Source organism: Pseudoflavonifractor sp. MSJ-30 (genome assembly GCF_018918045.1).
Taxonomy (GTDB): domain Bacteria; phylum Bacillota; class Clostridia; order Oscillospirales; family Oscillospiraceae; genus Faecousia.
Map to the genome: position 1 here is coordinate 1 of NZ_JAHLPU010000039.1, position 16,660 is coordinate 16,660.

A 16,660-nucleotide genomic window follows, 5' to 3' on the forward strand; every position below is an offset into this window, starting at 1 on the left:
AGAGGGTGCCAGCGGCGGGGTCCGCATGAAAGCCTCTCGGCATCGCAGCCCTCTCAGTCACGGCGTTTCCGCCGTGACAGCTCTCCCATAGGGAGAGCCAAGGGGTACAACAAACCCCAATTTGCGGAATTCACGCGTCCAGCATTTTCCGCAGCTGGTACAGCTGATTCATAGCCTCAATAGGCGTCAGCGTCTCCACCTGGATGGCTTTCAGGGCATCGCGGACCCGATTGGCGGACAGATCAAGCAGGCTGACCTGGTCGTCTTCCTCCCGCTTGGGAGCGGGGGTGTACTGGGGGCCTTCCGCCTCCAGCTCGGCCAGAATTTCTCTTGCCCGGGTGATAACACTGTTCGGCAGGCCCGCCAATTTCGCGACCTCGATGCCGTAGCTGTCGTCCGTGGCACCGGGGACGATCTTCCGCAGGAAAATCATCTGGTCCCCCCGCTTTTTCACGGCGATGTTGTAGTTTTTCACATTGGGCAGCTTGCTCTCCATGGTGGAAAGCTCATGGTAGTGGGTGGCAAACAGAGTCTTGGCCCCCAGCTTTTTGGGGCTGGCGGCGAATTCCAGAACCGCCCGGGCAATGCTCATGCCGTCATAGGTAGAGGTACCCCGACCGATCTCGTCCAGAATCAGCAGGCTGCGGGATGTGGCGTATTTCAGGATATTGGCAACCTCCGTCATCTCCACCATGAAGGTAGACTGGCCGGAGGCCAGATCATCGCTGGCGCCGATTCTTGTGAACACCCGGTCCACCAGGCCGATGCGGGCCGCCCGGGCGGGCACGAAGGAGCCCATCTGGGCCATGAGGACGATCAGCGCCACCTGGCGCATATAGGTGGATTTACCGGCCATATTGGGGCCGGTGATGATGGCCACCTGGTTATCCTTCCCGCCGAGGGAGGTGTCGTTGGGCACAAAAAGCGTATCCCGCAGCATGGCCTCCACCACGGGGTGACGGCCATCGGTGATGGAAATTTCCGGTCCTAAGGTGATTTCCGGGCGGCAGTAGCCCCGCTGCACCGCCACAGCGGCCAGAGAGCACAATGTATCCGCCGCCGCCACGGCAGAGGCGGACTCCTGAACCCGGGCAGCCTGCCGGGCCAGCTCCTCCCGCAGGGCCGTGAAAATCTGGTACTCCAGAGCCGTCAGCCGGTCCTTGGCGGTAAGCACCTGGTTTTCCAGCTCCTTCAGCTCCTGAGTAATGTAGCGCTCGCAGTTGGCAAGGGTCTGCTTGCGGATGTAATTGGCAGGCACCTGATCCATAAAGGACTTGGAAACCTCAATATAGTAGCCGAACACCCGGTTAAAGCCAACCTTCAGGGTACGGATACCGGTTTTCTCCCGTTCGCTTGCCTCGATGGCCGCAATGGTGCCGGAGCCGCCGTCCATAATGTCCCGGAGCTTATCCGCGTCGGCATTTGCCCCCTTGCGGATCATCCCGCCCTCCCGGACGGTCAGAGGGGGATCGTCTACAATGGTACGCTCGATCTTATCCGCGCAGTCCGTCAGCGGGTCAATGGAGGCGGACAGCTTTTGCGGCAGGGGGCTGTTCATACCGCCCAGCAGCTGTTTTACCTGGGGCAGCGCCCGCAGGCCTCTGGCAAAGGCCAGCAGATCCCGGCAGTTGACGGTACCGGTGACGATCCGGGTCATGACCCGCTCCAGATCTGTCACATCCTTCAGAGCCTCTTCCAGTTCCCCCCGGGCAATGGGGTCCTCCACCAGCGCCTCCACGGCGGCGTGCCGCCGGGTGATCTCCGCCGGGTCCAGCAGGGGCTTTTCCAGCCAGGAGCGGATCATCCGCCCGCCCATGGCCGTATGAGTCTTGTCCAGCACCCACAGCAGGGTGCCTTTTTTCTCCTTGGAGCGCATGGTCTCCGTCAGTTCCAGGTTCCGGCGGGCATCCAGATCCAACTCCATGAAGCGGCCGGTGGTATAGTATTGCAGCTCCCGGATGTGCTTCAGGTCGTTTTTCTGCAATGTCAGCAGGGTCTGCAAAAGGGCGCCGCTGGCGGTCAGGGCAGCGGAGAAGGAGGAAAGCCCCAACTCTTCAACGGATTTTCCGAAGTGCCCTTCCAGACAGGCGCAGGCCTTTTCAAAATCGAAGTCCTCTGCCTTTCCCTCGTCCACACAGCAATTCAGGCGGCGGAACAGAGCATCGGAAACGGCCTCTTCCTCTACCCCCTGGCCGAAGCGCAGCACCTCGCTGGGGGAAAACCGGCCCAGCTCGGAGGCAACGGACCTGGGGTCCGCGCAGGTAGTGGCAAAGAAAGCGCCGGTGGACAGGTCGCAGAAGGCCAGGCCGTATTGGCCGCTCTGGCCGTAAATGCAGCCCATGTAGTTGTTCCTGCTCTCCTCCAGCATGCAGCTTTCGGTAACGGTGCCGGGGGTAATGATCCGGGTAATGTCCCGCTCCACCAGTCCCCTGGCCAGAGCCGGATCCTCCATCTGCTCGCAGATGGCGACCTTATAGCCCTTCTGGACAAGTCTCGCAATATAGGCATCCACGCTGTGGTAGGGCACGCCGCACATGGGGGTCTGTTCCTCCTTGGGCTTGCTGCGGTCCCGGCTGGTCAGGGTCAGGTCCAGCTCCCGGGCCGCCAGCTTGGCGTCCTCGTTGAACATCTCATAGAAGTCCCCCAGACGGAAAAACAGGATGCAGTCCTTATTCCGGGCCTTCATTTCCTGATATTGCCGCTGCATGGGCGTCAGTTCTTCTTTTGCCATAATTGCTTCCTTTTCTATAGTCGTTTTGTGATTGGTAAGCCGGAGGGAGACGAATTGACAATTGACAGTTGACAATTGAGGAATTTCCTCCGGAAATGATTGAAATCATTCAAATTCGTCCCGAAGGGACACTATAATTGTCAATTGCTCATTGTCAATTGTCAATTTTTACGTCCGCTCTCCCGTCAGACTCCAGGTCGTCGCGCCGGTGACGCGCAGATTCTCGTAATTTCCGATCAGGCACTCCGGGCCGTCGAAGCGGACCAGACGGCCGCCCTCGGTGCGGGCGGTAAGCTGGTCGCCGTCTTTGCCGTCTACCAGGCATCGCAGGGTTTTGCCCACATAGCCCCGGTGAATTTCCTCGGAAATGGCGTTCTGCCGGGCGCAGAGCTTGTCAAAGCGCCGGTTCTTTTCCTCCTTGGGAGTAGGATCCTCCATCTTTGCCGCGGGGGTACCGGTACGGGGGGAGAAAATAAAGGTGAAGAGGCTGTCGTAGCGGACTCGTTCAATAAGGGAAATGGTTTCCTCAAACTCCTCCTCAGTCTCGCCGGGGAATCCCACGATCACGTCGCTGGTCAGCACCAACTCCGGCATGACTTTCTTTGCGTACTCCACCTTTTTCAGGTAGACCTCCCGGTCATAGTGCCGGTTCATGGCCTTCAGCACCCGGGAAGAGCCGGACTGGAAGGGCAGGTGCAGCTGCTTGGCAATCTTGGGGTACTTTGCCATGGTATCGAACAGCTTTTCGGAGGCATCTCTGGGGTGGCTGGTCATAAAGCGGATCAGGAAATCCCCGGGCAGTTCCGCGATCTGTGCCAACAGATCCGCAAAGTCCACGCCGCAGTCCAGATCCTTGCCGTAGGAATTGACGTTCTGGCCCAGCAGGGTGATTTCCCTGCAGCCTCCCTCGATCAGCGCTTTGCACTCCGCCAGAATCGCCTCCGGCCGGCGGCTGCGCTCCCGGCCCCGGACATAGGGGACGATACAGTAGGTGCAGAAATTGTTGCAGCCGTACATAATGGACACCCAGGCTTTCAGAGAGGAGTCACGAACCTGCGGAATCCCCTCGGCAATGGAACCCGCCTCGTCCTCAACATAGAACTGACGTTTTTTTTTCGTCAGAACGTTGTACAGAATCTCCGGGAACTGCCACAGATGGTGGGTGGAAAACACGCCGTCCACATAGGGAAAGCTCTTTTTGATGCGGTCAGATACCTTTGTCTCCCCCGCCATGCAGCCGCAGAGGAAGATCTTCTGCTCCGGATGCCGGCGTTTGGTGTGGGTCAGGGCGCCCAGATTGCCGAAGACCCGCTGCTCGGCGTGCTCCCGGATGGAGCAGGTGTTCATCACCACCACATCGGCGCCCTCGGCACTGCCCGCAATCCGGTAGCCGCTCTGGGCCAGATAGCCCCGCAGCTTTTCGGAATCCGCCTCGTTCTGCTGGCAGCCGTAGGTTTCCACATAGGCGGTAGGCGTTCTGCCGCAGGTTTGCCAGAAGGCCGCGATCTTATCGCAGAAAGCAAACTGTTCCTCCAGCTGATCCTGCTCAATTACAGTGGTCTTTGTATTCATTGGATTTCTCCCTCAAGTGTTGAATTTGGATTTTGGAAAATGGAACCTCTGATTAAATCGGCAAGAGCTGAGAGCGAGAGATTTTTTGACCGGTCAAAGCATCAAAAGCAGCGGAATACTTTGTGTATTTCCTGCTTTTGATGCTGAAGAGCGGGCGAAAAAGATCCGCTCTTCAGCCGCAGACGATTTATTCAGAGGTTCCAACGCAATAGCGCAGCAGCAGAAACAAGCCGAAAATTCCCATAGGATCCCATGAAATGTATCTTATATAATACCATGTCTCCCGATTCTTTGCAAGGGCCGGGGTGCGAAAAATGCGGGGTGGTTTTCGGCGGCACAGCGGTATAATTGTAAACAATCTGCAATTTGCTTGCATTTCTTCCGCAAACATGGTAAACTTGGCGGGATCATTATCCCGATTATCGGAGAAAAGAGGAACTCATGAAAAAATGCAGTTTTTGCGGCGCGGATATGGACGAGGAACTGACCGTCTGCCCCGCTTGCGGAAAAGAGCAGGCCGCACAGCAGCCGGAAGCCGCCCCGGAGGCAGCACCCGCTGAGGAAGCGCCCGTTGAAGAAGCGCCCGCACCGGAAGCGCCCGTTGAAGAAGCGCCCGCCGGGGAAGCCCCAGCCGAAAAGCCCGCCGAACCTGAAAGGGAAGCCACTTCCATGAAGAAGGGCGTTACCAGCGCCTCCGCCGTGGCCCTTGCCGTGGCTGTCATCCTGCTGCTGGCCGTCATTCTGTCCGTGCTGATTCTCAATGGCCGGGGCAAGGACAAGGACGAAGTTCTGCCCACCGAGTCGTCCGCCGCGTCTGAGGAAGTGACCGAGGAAACCACCGAGGCTACCATTCCCGCCGATGGCGACCCCGACAACGTGACCTGCAAGGGCACCTATACCGTCTCAGACGAAGAGGCCGAGGCCGCCAACGGCGACATTGTCGCCACCGCCGGGGACCGGGTGCTGACCAACGGTCAGCTGCAGATTCTCTACTGGCGCTCCGTCCAGAGCTTCTACGCCCAGTATGGCAGCTACGCCCAGTATTTCGGTCTGGACCACACCCAGAGCATGGACACCCAGGTCTGCACCGTCACCGAGGGGCTGACCTGGCAGCAGTATTTTCTGGAGGATGCCCTGAACAACTGGAAGGTCTTTGACGCCGTGGCCCAGCAGGCCCGGGAGAACGGCTTCCAGATGACCGCCGACAGCCAGAAACAGCTGGACGAGCTGGAGGACGGTCTGGCCCAGACCGCCGCCGACAACGGCTTTGAGGACACCGCCGCCATGATCGTCCGCAATTTCGGTACCGGCGCCACTGTAGAGGACTACAAGAGCTTCTGGGAAATGTACTTCCTGGGCAGCGACTACTATAACGAAGTCGCCGCCAGCTACGCGCCCACCGCGGAGGAAGTCGCCGAATTTTTCAACACCCATGAAGCGGAATATGCCGAAAAGGGACTGGACAAGACCACCAGCGCCGTGGACGTGCGGCACATTCTGATTCTGCCTGAGGGGGCCACTGTGGAAAACGTCACCACCGAGGAATTCTCCGACGAGGCCTGGGCCGCCGGCGAACAGAAGGCCCAGGAAATTCTGGACGCCTGGCTCTCCGGCGACAAGACCGAGGACAGCTTCGCCGAGCTGGCCAACGAGAACTCCGCCGACACCGGCTCCAACACCAACGGCGGCCTGTACACCGGCGTGACCGAGGGCCAGATGGCCGAGGCCTTCAACGACTGGTGCTTTGACGCCGACCGGAAGACCGGGGACTACGGCATTGTAAAGACCCAGTTCGGCTACCACATCATGTACTTCCGCGGCTCTCAGCTGCTGTGGGAATCCCAGGCAAAGTCCGATCTGATCTCCCAGATGTCCGGCGACTTCCTGAACGACGCCGTCGCCGCCGCCGACGCGAAGATCGACTACAGCGCCATCAAGCTGGGCTTCGTGGATATGGCCTGACAGCACCGCACGAAGCAAAAATACCGTCTCCAACATGGGAGGCGGTATTTTTTCGCGGCGCAGGAATCAGAACACCCGATAGTCGCCCCGGACCAGCGGCAGGGGCTCCCCGTGCTCCCGGAAGAAATCCAGCAGCAGATCGGACATTTCCGTTCCGATTTCCTTCAGAACCGGGCAGTCCACATAGCACTCATAGCCGCCGGTGCCGCTGGCACGGTAGCTGCTCAGGCAGACTGTGAAGACATCTGTGTCCGCCACGTTCTTTCCGTTTATACTCAGTTCCGCCACCCGGCTGCCCACAGGGCGGGAGCAGTCGAAGGCATAGCGCACACCCGCATAGTAGTCGTAGTTGTAATGCTCGACCTTGGGTTTCAGAAACGCGTCGGAGACGCAGAGGCTGCCGTCGGCGTTCCGGGCGAAGTATTCCGCGCTGCGCTCCATGGCCTGCCGCAGCACAGCGCCCGTGACGCGCTTCACCACCAGGGTATTGGCGTATGGGTAGGCGTTCAGAATATCCCGCCGCCGCACGGTCCGGGGCAGCCCCGCCGGATCGTTGGCCAGACTTGTGACCGAGATCTGGGCGCCGGTGGCCTCCAGCTGCACGGAATTGAACAGGTCGGCCAGGGGGCTGCCGTATGCCGCCATTCGCAGCGGCGTATCCGGTACCATGGGCGCCGCCAGATGGCCCGCCGTCTGGTCCAGCCAATTCTGAGCCCCCTGCTCCATTTCCGCGAATTCCGCCAGCCACCGGCCTCGGCAGGCACCGCCTGCCGGCAGCGTCCGGCTGGAAAAATGCCATCGGGCATCCCGGCGTTCCGCCGTGATGCACAGGAACTCCTGGCCTTTATCCGAGGGCTGCACCACAAAGGTGCCCCGCACCATCTGGCCGGGAACGGACATATGCTGGTGGCCGGTGAGCAGAATGTCAAAATCCAGCTCCTGACAGATCCGATAGGCCGCGTTTTCGCTGGTTTCCGAAAGCACCCGTCCGCTGGCCAGATCCCGCTCAAAGCCGCCGTGGTACACACATACGGTCAGATCCACCCGGTCGCGCAGAGTCCGCAGGGCATTTCGGGCAGCCTCCACGGGATCCGTAACGGAAATGCCGGCCAGATGTTCCGGCCGCTCCCAGACGTTCACATGATCCGTCACAATGCCCACAAGGCCCACCCGCAGGCCGTTTTCCAGCACCTGTACCCGGGCCGGGAAGCGGCTGCTTCCGTCCTCTCTCCGGACATTTTCGCAAATACAGTTTCCCCGCAGGGCATCCAGATAGCTCTCCAGATAGGGCATGCCGAAATTGAAATCGTGGTTGCCAAGGGTCACATAGTCATAGCCGCAGCAGTTCATCATTTCCGCGAACTTGGCGGCGCTGCCGATGGTGTCGTGACAGTAGGCCCCCAGCGGTGCGCCCTGCAGCAGGTCTCCTCCGTCCACCACAAGGGTATTGCCATCCTTCCGGAACTGGCTGGCGCATTTGAAGAGGCCGATGTCTTTTTCGTCGGCGCTTCGATAATCCGTGGGGTAGATATAGCCGTGCAGATCGGAGGTAAAATAAATCGTCAGTTGCCGTTCGTCCATGGCTTACCCCCGTGCCAGCCTGGTGCGGATCTTTGCGGAGATCCACTCGATAATGAGCACCAGAATAATCAGGCCCAGCAGGATTGCGCCCACCTCGTTCCAGCGGTAGGAACTCATGGCAAAGATCAGCGGCGCGCCGATGCCGCCCGCGCCCACCAGGCCCAGAACCGTGGCGTCGCGCAGGTTCATATCAAAGCGGTAGATGATGGTGGAAGTAAAATCCGCCGTCAGCTGGGGCAGAATGCCATAGCGGATCTTCTGGAAGGTGGTGCAGCCCGCGGCGTCCAGAGATTCCAGAATCCGCTTGTCCAGATCCTCGATGCTTTCAATAAACATCTTGGACACCATGCCAATGGAGCACAGCGACATGGTCAGCAGGCCCGCGAAGGGACCGGGACCGGTGACGCGGATGAACATCAGCCCGTAGACAAAGGCGGGAATGGTGCGGATGGCGGCAATCAGCAGCCGTCCGATCATGGCGATCCACTTGGGTACCAGATTGCTGGCGGACAGGAAGGACAGGGGCAAAGAGATGACAGCGCCCACAATGGTTCCCAGGAAGGCAATGCAGAAGGTCTCCAGCAGCAGATAGGGCACACCGTCCGTCCCGAAGGTCAGCAGCAGCTTTGCGGAGGGGTGAAAAATGCCGGAAAGAATATTGCCGGCGACCTCCAATCCCTTGCCGGTGGGATTATTGAGCTTTACGGCAGAGCCGGACCAGGCCAGCACGCACACAACAACAAACGCGGCCAGCAGCTTCCAGACCCAGGTTTTGGGTGCGGAGGCATAGGCTTTGAGAATTTTTTCGTTCATACTGCCATTCCTCCTCAGGTCAGGCGCTTGCGCAGCGCGTGGCTGATGGTTTCGATAACGATGACCGTCACAAACAGGACGATCAGAATCATACCCAGACTGTCATACTCCCGCCAGCCGATCTTTTCATTCATGATCAGGCCCAGACCGCCCGCGCCGACGTAACCCAGAATGGAAGCATAGCGCACGTTGCCTTCCAGACAGAACAGAGAGACGGAGAGATAAGTGGGCAGCACCTGGGGGAAAACCGCCGTGACAAAGGCTTGCAGGCGAGTGGCGCCCAGCGCCTCCATGGACTCAAAGGGACCCATATCCACGGTCTCAATGATTTCAAAGAGCTGCTTGCCGATGTAGGCAAAGGTGAACACCGCGATGGCACAGGTACCGGCCATGGTGCCCAGGCCGAATATGTAGGTGGCAATCAGCGCGCAGACCAGGGTAGGCAGGGTCCGCACCAGGCTCAGAAACAGCCGCACCAGAAAAACCACCACCCGGTTGGTCACAATATTGCTGGCCGCCAGCACCGCGAAGGGGATTGCCAGCACAGCCCCGATAAAGGAGCCCAGGATGGACATTTTGATGGTGTCCCACAGGGGCTGCCAGATTTTCCCAAGGTATGCCGTATTGGGCGGAAACATGGCCTTGAGAATATCAAAGAACTTGCTGCCCTTCGTAACCAGCACGGTGAAGTTGAATCCCGTAATGCGGACGGATACGACGGTCAGCGCCAGAAGGATCAGAATGACCAGCGGCGCGCGGCTGCGCTTTTCCGCAACCACCGTTCCGTCGGACAGCGTATACCGGCGGGGCCGGAAAATGCGGTCATACAGGCTCATACCGCTTCCTCCGCCGGGGTCTCATCGGCATAGATGGTGTCCAGCACCGCCTGATCCACGTTGGCGGAAGGTCCGTCGTAGACAATCCTTCCGGAGCGGATGCCGATGATGCGGTCCGCGTATTCCAGAGCCAGTTCCACATGGTGGATGTTGAGCAGGATGGAAATGCCCATCTCCTGATTGATGCGCACAAAGTCCTGCATGACCTGCCGGGCCGTCACAGGGTCCAGCGCCGCCACCGGCTCATCGGCAAGGATGATCCGCGGGTCCTGGGTCAGCGTTCTGGCCAGTGCCACACGCTGCTGCTGACCGCCGGAAAGCTGGTCTGCCCGCACGTAGGCCTTGTCCAGTATGCCGACCTTCTCCAGGGATTCCAGAGCCTTGATCTTATCCTCCTTGCGGAACGCTCCCAGCAGCACCCGCCAGAAGGGCATATCCGGCACGCAGGCGGACAGCACATTTTTGATAACACTGGTTCTGGTGACCAGGTTGAACGACTGGAATACCATACCGATGCCCCGGCGGAATTTGCGCAGACGTTTTCCGGAAAGGGCGCTGACATCCGTACCGTTCACGGTCAGCTTTCCGCTGGTAATCTGGTGCATCCGGTTGACAGTCCGCAGAAGCGTGGATTTGCCCGCGCCGGAGCGGCCGATGATGGCGACGAACTCCCCGTCCTGAATGGTCAGGGTCACATCGTCCAGACCGACGGTGCCGTTGGCGTATACTTTGGATACGTGGTCAAATTCGATCATATAGATTCCTCTCTTGAAAAACCCGGCGCGGAGAGGGCCCGCACAGCGGATGGTATTCTGCCGTGCAAAGCCTCCCCGCGCCGGGAAAGTTTTGTTTTTAATCAGTTCGCGGACAGCTCCCGGATCAGCTTCTGAGCCGCGCGCTCGTTGTCGTAGTCGGAAGCCTGGGCCTTCTGATAGCCGTTGTGGCTGTAGATGGCGATAACGGCCTTGCCTTCCTCGGTGTTGCCGATGTTGATGAAGGCATTCTGCAGGGCGACGATCAGGTCAGCATCCATAATGGGGGAGTTCTTGCTGACGGAAATGGTATCGTTGTAGATGGGGGCGGTGACGCCGATGACACCGGTCTCTTCCCAGATGGAGCCTGTACGGCCGAACTCGGTATTCCAGCGCTCGGCATAGTCACGGCGGGCGTCGGCGTAGGTCACCAGGACATCAACCTGGCCGGAAGCCAGACGGGCAAAGGCGCTGGCATAGGAATCGGACTGGACAGCGCTGCTCAGGTCAGAGATGCCCTTGCTGTAGTGATCCTGCAGCCACAGAGCGGGATAGATGTAGCCGGCGGGAGAGGAAGTGCCCATAACGCTCCAGTTGGCGCCGTTCAGGTCGTCCCAGGTCAGCTCCTCACCGGCGTTGACCTTGGCCTGCAGCTCCTGCCCCTTCTCGGAGGGACCGGCAATGAACAGGGCGCGGTAGGAAACAGCCTGCTTGTCGGATGCCTCGGTGGGCTGGCCGTCATTCCAGTCCTTGGCGTTGTCGGAATCCTTGCTCAAACCGTCACGGGTAGCGGTCAGAATGACCTCGGCGCCGTCGTCATAGAGAACATAGGTGCCGCCGGGGATCAGGCCCACGTCAATGGTACCGGCCTCCAGGCCCTCGCCCACAGCCTCATAAGTGGTGCCGACGGTGATCTCAACGTTGCCCACATCGTAGCCTTCCTTGGCCAGAGCGTCCTTCAGCAGCTGCTTCAGGGGCTCGGTGGCGGTGATGATCTCCTGAGGCTCCCGGGAGGGAACAAAGGCGATCTTCAGAGTGTCAATGGTCTTTGCGGCAGCTTCCGCAGTTTCCTCGGAAGCGGCGGCAGTTGTCTCGGCCGCGGCGGTGGTATCCGGGGCGGTGGTGGAAGTGGTGTTCGCTGCGCCGCAGCCTGCCAGCACACCGGCCAGCATGGTGAGCGCAAGCAGAATTGCAAGACTCTTTTTCATGAATTTTACCTCCATAAAATTGCTTTTCCGAATGCTCTTCGGATACTCCTCAGAGCCGTCTGCCGCGGCGGAAAACGACAGATTTCCCGCCGCAATTTGATTATAGCACAGATGCTCCGGAAATTTTTTTCCGCTTGTGTGAAAAAATTTTTATTGTGTCTCTTCCTCCGGCATAAAGAAGCTGGCCATCAGTTCCTCAAAAACCAGGATCACATGTCCGAAAAACAGATTCGGCAGGCTGACGGCCAGGGTCTGCTTCGCGCCGTCTATGACGAAGACCAGATCCGATAATTGGGCAAGGGACGAGTCCCCCCGCCGGGTGAAGGAGATGATCTTGTGTCCATGGCTTTTCGCATGGCGGACGTCATTGAGCACCGGGGCCGTCTCCCCGCTTTGGCTGATGGCGAACATAACGGCGTTCTCCTCTTTCACAGCTGCCTGACGTGACTCCTGGAAGAGCATATAGTCGTAAAAATGCACGTTGCTGAAGGCCATAAAGCCGCAGATGGACAGACGCTGAACGAAATAGCCCCCGACGATATTGGAAAACCCCTCGCCGGTCGTAAATATCTTTCCGCCGCGCCGTTCTCGCAGCAGCGCGCGGAACTGCCGGATCTGTTCATCGGAATAGTTATCAATCAGTGTCTTGAAGGTTTCTTCCGTCTGGCTCTCGCCGGAGAGAAGCTGGCGGCTCAGGTGGTAATACAGTTCGCTGTAGCCGTCAAAGCCCAGACGCTTGCACATTTTTACGATGCTTGCCGCGGACAGATAATTTTCCGCGGCGATCTGCTGAATGCCCACCCGTTTCTCTCCGCGCTCAATATGGGACGTAATACTGGTAATGACCTTGCGCTCGTCCTCTGAAAGCAAATTCGTAAGCAGAAAATAATTGTTTTTCATTTTGGCCCCCATCCGGAAACGTTTTTGCGTACCTCCAGTGGAACGCTGCCGCAATTATAAAGCAGGGATTCCCTTTATGTCAAGCGGACAACGCCTGTTTTCCATGCCATTTCTGAAAAAATGCGGAAATATCGCAAGGCTTTTACTGGACTTTTACGCTTTGACGCAGATATTTCCGAACAAATCAGCCGCAGCACGCAAAAGCCCCGCCGTGCGTTCAGCACAGCGGGGCTTTCCCGGGTGATTGTGTTTGGCCTTACACCATTGCGGCGGTGATGATGGCCATCTTGTAGACCTCGTCGGCGTTGCAGCCGCGGGACAGGTCGTTGATGGGAGCGGCCAGACCCTGCAGGATGGGGCCGTAGGCTTCGAAGCCGCCCAGACGCTGGGCGATCTTGTAGCCGATGTTGCCGGCCTCAATGTTGGGGAAGATAAAGGTGTTGGCGTGACCGGCCACAGGGGAGCCGGGGAACTTCAGCTGGCCGACCTCGGGAGCCACGGCGGCGTCGAACTGCATTTCGCCGTCAATGGCCAGTTCGGGAGCCATTTCCTTGGCAACGATGGTGGCGTCGTGGCTCAGCTTGACGGTGCCGCCCTTGCCGGAGCCGTTGGTGGAGAAGCTCAGCATGGCAACCTTGGGGTCAATGCCGAAGACCTTGGCGGTATGGGCGGACTCGATGGCCACCTCGGCCAGCTTCTGGGCGGCGGTCAGGGTCACGTTGCCTTCCTTGTCCACGGAATCCTCATAGCTCAGGTTGATGGCGCAGTCGCCCATGGCCAGCTTCTCGTCGCCACGGACCAGAATGAAGCAGGAGGACACCAGATGGGCGCCCTTCTTGGTCTTCACCAGCTGCAGAGCGGGACGGACGGTATCGGCGGTGGAGTAAGTAGCGCCGCCCAGCAGGGAATCGGCGTAGCCCATCTTGACCAGCATGGTGCCGAAGTAGTTGCCCTTGGACAGAGCCTTGCGGCAGTCTTCCGCGCTCATCTTGCCCTTGCGCAGCTCTACCATCTTGTCCACCATCTTGTCCATCTCGGGATAGGTGGCGGGGTCGATGATCTCAACGCCCTCGATGTTGAAGCCGCCCTTGGCAGCGTTGGCCTTGACTTCCTCCACGTTGCCGATGAGGATGGGGGTCAGGAAACCGCCCTCTACCAGGCGGGAAGTGGCCTCCAGGATACGGGCATCGTGGCCCTCAGTAAAGACGATCTTCCGAGGGTTGGCCTTCAGAGTTTCGATCATAGCATTGAACATTGGAATCATTCCTCCATTATACGGGCCGAAGCCCAATTCTTCGTTTTCATTATAGCTCATAACTTCTGCGGACGCAACCATTTTTTTGCAAATCCTCCCTTTTGCGTCATCAAAGAAATTTATGCAAACTGATGAAAAGGTTTTGCTCAAGTCCATTTTTCCTATTGATTTTTGTGCGTTTTCGCTTTATAATGGTACTAAACTGTATTAGGGGGAGAAGTGCGTGGGCGAACTGTACGCCATTGTCTCCGGCAAGGGCGGCACCGGCAAGACCTCCGTCTGCGCCGGGCTTGCCACGGCGCTGGCCGAGCAGGGGAAAAAGGTGCTCTGCATTGACTGCGACGTAGGCCTTCGGAATCTGGACATCTCTCTGGGTATGTCCGACTGCGGCGCTCTTTCCTTTCTGGATATCTGCCGGGGCAGCTACGGCCTGGAGGATGCCTGCCGCCACCCGAAATACGAGACGCTTTTTTTCCTGACGGCCCCCATGAATACGCCTGTGGAGGAGATCTCCCGGGAAAGCTTCGGAAAGCTCCTGCTGGCCGCCAGAGAGCGGTTTGATTATGTATTTCTGGATGCCCCCGCGGGCGTGGACGCCGGATTCCGGCTCACCAGCGGATGGACGGACCGTTTTCTCCTTGTAACAGGCTCCGGCCCCGCCGCCGTGCGGGACGCCGCCCGGGTCAGCGATCTGCTGGAGCTGGAGGGCAAGAAAAGCGTCCGGCTCATTGTCAACCGGGTGGACGAGGAGATGCTCTCCACCGTCCGGCTGACCATTGACGACATAATGGACACCACCGGCACCCCTTTGGCCGGCGTCGTCCCCGAGGACCCCAACATCACCCTGGCCGCAGCCTTCGGCAAGCCTCTGCTGCTCTACGCCAGGCGCTGCCCCGCGGCCCGTGCCTTCCGCCGGATCGTGCGTCGGCTGGGAGGCGTCTCTGCCCCCATCAAACTATAATATAGATATCCGCCCACGGCGGAGATAAGGAGTGACCTGTATGAATATCGCGTTTCTGGCCCACGACAAGAAAAAGGAACTGATGGTGCAGTTCTGTACGGCCTATAAGAGCGTCCTTCAAAAGCACAGTCTTTATGCCACCGCCACCACCGGCCGTCTGATTGCGGACAATACGGGCCTGCCCATTACCCTGCTGCTGTCCCATAAGCAGGGCGGTCACCAGCAGATCAATGCCCGCATCGCCTACAATGAAATCGACCTGGTGCTGCTCTTCACGGACCCCAATACCACGGATCCCTGGGACGATGCCCAGATGATCGAGACCATCCGCCACTGCGACAAGCAGAATGTGCCCATCGCCACCAACTTGGCTTCCGCCGAGATGTTCATTCTGGGCCTGCAGCGGGGCGATCTGGATTGGCGGGAAATGGTTCACAGCAAAACCAGGTTCTGAGGAAGCTCTGCATACCATCCGTTTCAAACATGCTGTAAAGGGCGGCAGTCTTTGTCGCCCCTTTTTTGCGAAAACGCATTTACCGACAAAGGAGACCAGATTTATGGATATTATCAAGCCCCGCACCCTCTCCGGCTTTATGGAGCTGCTGCCCGACAAGCAGATCAAGCTGGAAAAAATGACGCAGATTCTTCGGGATACCTACGCCTCCTACGGCTTCGCCCCTCTGGACACCCCCGCCATTGAGGATGCCCAGATTCTTCTTGCCAAGGGCGGCGGCGAGACCGAGAAGCAGATCTACCGCTTCACCAAGGGCGACAGCGACCTGGCCCTGCGGTTCGATCTAACCGTGCCGCTGGCCAAATATGTGGCCCTGCACTATAACGAACTGGCGTTCCCCTTCCGCCGCTACCAGATCAGCAAGGTCTACCGGGGCGAGCGGGCCCAGAGAGGCCGTTTCCGGGAATTCTATCAGGCGGACATTGACATCATCGGCGACGGCAAGCTGGATATTCTCAACGAGGCAGAGATTCCCGCCATCATCTACAAGGTCTTTGCGGGCTTCGGCCTGACCCGGTTCCAGATCCGGGTAAACAACCGGAAAATCCTTACGGGCTTCTATGATATGCTGGGCCTGGGGGATAAGAGCGGCGACATCATGCGCTCTGTGGACAAGCTGGACAAAATCGGCCCGGAGAAGGTCAAGGCCATCCTTCTGGAGGACTGCGGCCTGACGGAAGAACAGGCCGAAGAAATTCTGCGCTTTATCGCCATCCGGGGCACCAATGCTCAGGTTTTGGAGGCTCTGGAAGGGTATCTGGGCAAGAATGAGACCTTTGACGTGGGCGTGTCCGAGCTGAAAGCCGTTACCGCCAACCTCTCCGCTTTCGGTGTGCCGGAAAGTAACTTCGCCGTGGACCTGACCATCGCCCGGGGTCTGGATTACTACACCGGCACCGTTTACGAAACCGCGCTCCTTGACCATCCGGAAATCGGCTCCGTCTGCTCCGGCGGCCGGTACGACAATCTGGCGGGCTACTACATCGACAAGCCCCTGCCCGGTGTGGGCATCTCCATCGGCCTGACCCGTCTGTTCTACGTGCTGGACGAGCAGGGTCTGCTGAACCCCGCTCTGCCCTCCGCTCCCGCCGACGCGCTGGTGCTTCCTATGACCGCCGATATGGCCCCGGCCATCGCCCTGGCGGAAACGCTCCGTTCCTCCGGACTGCGGGTACAGCTCTACGGCGAGCAGAAGAAATTCAAGCAGAAAATGGCCTATGCCAACAAGCTGGGCGTTCCCTTTGCCGTGCTGCTGGGCGAGGATGAAATGGAAAAGGGCCTGTGCTCCGTGAAAAACATGCTCTCTGGCGAACAGCTGCTTCTCTCCCCCGAGGACGCCGCCAAACTCATCAAAACCGCCGTCACCACCCAGTGCCCGGTGATTCTGGAAAAGTAAGAAATCGGCGGAACGCGTTCCCCCGCAACGAGATTGATATAGCAATGTGAATCAAGAGTTGACAGCCGCCCCTGTATGTAAAATCTAAAACCATATGCATTTTGAAAAAACAGGAAATCTGACGGGCGAGAGTCAAGCCTTCCCCTGGGAGGGGAAGGTGCCGAGCGAAGCGAGGCGGA

The 16,660-nt window shown here is 58.8% G+C and carries 13 protein-coding genes; 4 read left to right on the forward strand and 9 right to left on the reverse strand.

The genetic code is table 11. The annotated features are described in order from the left end of the window. Positions 1-130 precede the first annotated feature (130 nt). Both mutS and miaB read right to left on the reverse strand, forming a co-directional pair. Positions 131-2,731 carry a DNA mismatch repair protein MutS gene (gene mutS, locus KQI10_RS05860; protein WP_216566476.1) on the reverse strand — a complete coding sequence of 867 codons (2,601 nt, stop codon included), beginning with the start codon at positions 2,729-2,731 and terminating at the stop codon, positions 131-133. A 168-nt stretch (positions 2,732-2,899) separates the two neighbouring features. Next, a complete protein-coding gene (gene miaB, locus KQI10_RS05865) occupies positions 2,900-4,303 on the reverse strand; it encodes a tRNA (N6-isopentenyl adenosine(37)-C2)-methylthiotransferase MiaB (protein ID WP_216566477.1) in 1,404 nt (467 codons plus the stop codon). Positions 4,304-4,744: 441 nt separating this feature from the next. Here miaB and KQI10_RS05870 point away from each other — a divergent pair, with 441 nt between their 5' ends. Continuing rightward, a complete protein-coding gene (locus KQI10_RS05870) occupies positions 4,745-6,265 on the forward strand; it encodes a peptidylprolyl isomerase (protein ID WP_216566478.1) in 1,521 nt (506 codons plus the stop codon). Between the two features lie 66 nt (positions 6,266-6,331). Here KQI10_RS05870 and KQI10_RS05875 read toward each other — a convergent pair whose 3' ends face one another. The 7 genes from KQI10_RS05875 to pta all read right to left on the reverse strand — a co-directional run bounded on the left by KQI10_RS05875 (position 6,332) and on the right by pta (position 13,619). After that, positions 6,332-7,846, reverse strand: a complete 1,515-nt coding sequence (locus tag KQI10_RS05875; RefSeq protein ID WP_216566479.1) for a bifunctional UDP-sugar hydrolase/5'-nucleotidase — start codon at positions 7,844-7,846, stop codon at positions 6,332-6,334. A gap of 3 nt (positions 7,847-7,849) precedes the next feature. After that, positions 7,850-8,659, reverse strand: a complete 810-nt coding sequence (gene phnE / locus KQI10_RS05880; protein WP_216566480.1) for a phosphonate ABC transporter, permease protein PhnE — start codon at positions 8,657-8,659, stop codon at positions 7,850-7,852. A gap of 14 nt (positions 8,660-8,673) precedes the next feature. Next, positions 8,674-9,495: a phosphonate ABC transporter, permease protein PhnE gene (gene phnE, locus KQI10_RS05885; protein WP_216566481.1), complete on the reverse strand. Its 822-nt coding sequence runs from the start codon at positions 9,493-9,495 to the stop codon at positions 8,674-8,676. Beyond that, positions 9,492-10,256, reverse strand: a complete 765-nt coding sequence (gene phnC, locus KQI10_RS05890) for a phosphonate ABC transporter ATP-binding protein (protein WP_371818369.1) — start codon at positions 10,254-10,256, stop codon at positions 9,492-9,494. Before phnC ends, phnE (KQI10_RS05885) begins: the two co-directional genes overlap by 4 nt. A gap of 95 nt (positions 10,257-10,351) precedes the next feature. Next, on the reverse strand, positions 10,352-11,455 hold the full coding sequence (locus tag KQI10_RS05895) for a phosphate/phosphite/phosphonate ABC transporter substrate-binding protein (RefSeq protein WP_216566483.1): 1,104 nt from the start codon (positions 11,453-11,455) through the stop codon (positions 10,352-10,354). 150 nt (positions 11,456-11,605) lie between these two features. Continuing rightward, on the reverse strand, positions 11,606-12,355 hold the full coding sequence (locus KQI10_RS05900; protein ID WP_216566484.1) for a MurR/RpiR family transcriptional regulator: 750 nt from the start codon (positions 12,353-12,355) through the stop codon (positions 11,606-11,608). A 256-nt stretch (positions 12,356-12,611) separates the two neighbouring features. Beyond that, positions 12,612-13,619 carry a phosphate acetyltransferase gene (pta, locus tag KQI10_RS05905; protein ID WP_216566488.1) on the reverse strand — a complete coding sequence of 336 codons (1,008 nt, stop codon included), beginning with the start codon at positions 13,617-13,619 and terminating at the stop codon, positions 12,612-12,614. A gap of 214 nt (positions 13,620-13,833) precedes the next feature. On the opposite strand from pta, the gene KQI10_RS05910 reads away from it, so the two are divergent. The 3 genes from KQI10_RS05910 (at position 13,834) to hisS (ending at position 16,481) form a co-directional block, all read left to right on the forward strand. Further along, entirely contained in the window at positions 13,834-14,571 is a 738-nt protein-coding gene (locus KQI10_RS05910) for a P-loop NTPase (RefSeq protein ID WP_216566485.1), read from the forward strand. A 40-nt stretch (positions 14,572-14,611) separates the two neighbouring features. Further along, on the forward strand, positions 14,612-15,025 hold the full coding sequence (locus tag KQI10_RS05915) for a methylglyoxal synthase (protein WP_216566486.1): 414 nt from the start codon (positions 14,612-14,614) through the stop codon (positions 15,023-15,025). Between the two features lie 103 nt (positions 15,026-15,128). After that, a complete protein-coding gene (hisS, locus tag KQI10_RS05920; protein ID WP_216566487.1) occupies positions 15,129-16,481 on the forward strand; it encodes a histidine--tRNA ligase in 1,353 nt (450 codons plus the stop codon). Positions 16,482-16,660: the final 179 nt, after the last annotated feature.

Coding starts and splice junctions, on each gene's coding strand:
- KQI10_RS05870 (WP_216566478.1), top strand. CDS start 4,745: ATGAAAAAATGCAGTTTTTGCGGCGCGGATATGGACGAGGAACTGACC.
- phnE (WP_216566481.1), bottom strand. CDS start 9,495: ATGAGCCTGTATGACCGCATTTTCCGGCCCCGCCGGTATACGCTGTCC.
- mutS (WP_216566476.1), bottom strand. CDS start 2,731: ATGGCAAAAGAAGAACTGACGCCCATGCAGCGGCAATATCAGGAAATG.
- miaB (WP_216566477.1), bottom strand. CDS start 4,303: ATGAATACAAAGACCACTGTAATTGAGCAGGATCAGCTGGAGGAACAG.
- hisS (WP_216566487.1), top strand. CDS start 15,129: ATGGATATTATCAAGCCCCGCACCCTCTCCGGCTTTATGGAGCTGCTG.
- KQI10_RS05900 (WP_216566484.1), bottom strand. CDS start 12,355: ATGAAAAACAATTATTTTCTGCTTACGAATTTGCTTTCAGAGGACGAG.
- pta (WP_216566488.1), bottom strand. CDS start 13,619: ATGATTCCAATGTTCAATGCTATGATCGAAACTCTGAAGGCCAACCCT.
- KQI10_RS05915 (WP_216566486.1), top strand. CDS start 14,612: ATGAATATCGCGTTTCTGGCCCACGACAAGAAAAAGGAACTGATGGTG.
- phnE (WP_216566480.1), bottom strand. CDS start 8,659: ATGAACGAAAAAATTCTCAAAGCCTATGCCTCCGCACCCAAAACCTGG.
- KQI10_RS05895 (WP_216566483.1), bottom strand. CDS start 11,455: ATGAAAAAGAGTCTTGCAATTCTGCTTGCGCTCACCATGCTGGCCGGT.
- KQI10_RS05875 (WP_216566479.1), bottom strand. CDS start 7,846: ATGGACGAACGGCAACTGACGATTTATTTTACCTCCGATCTGCACGGC.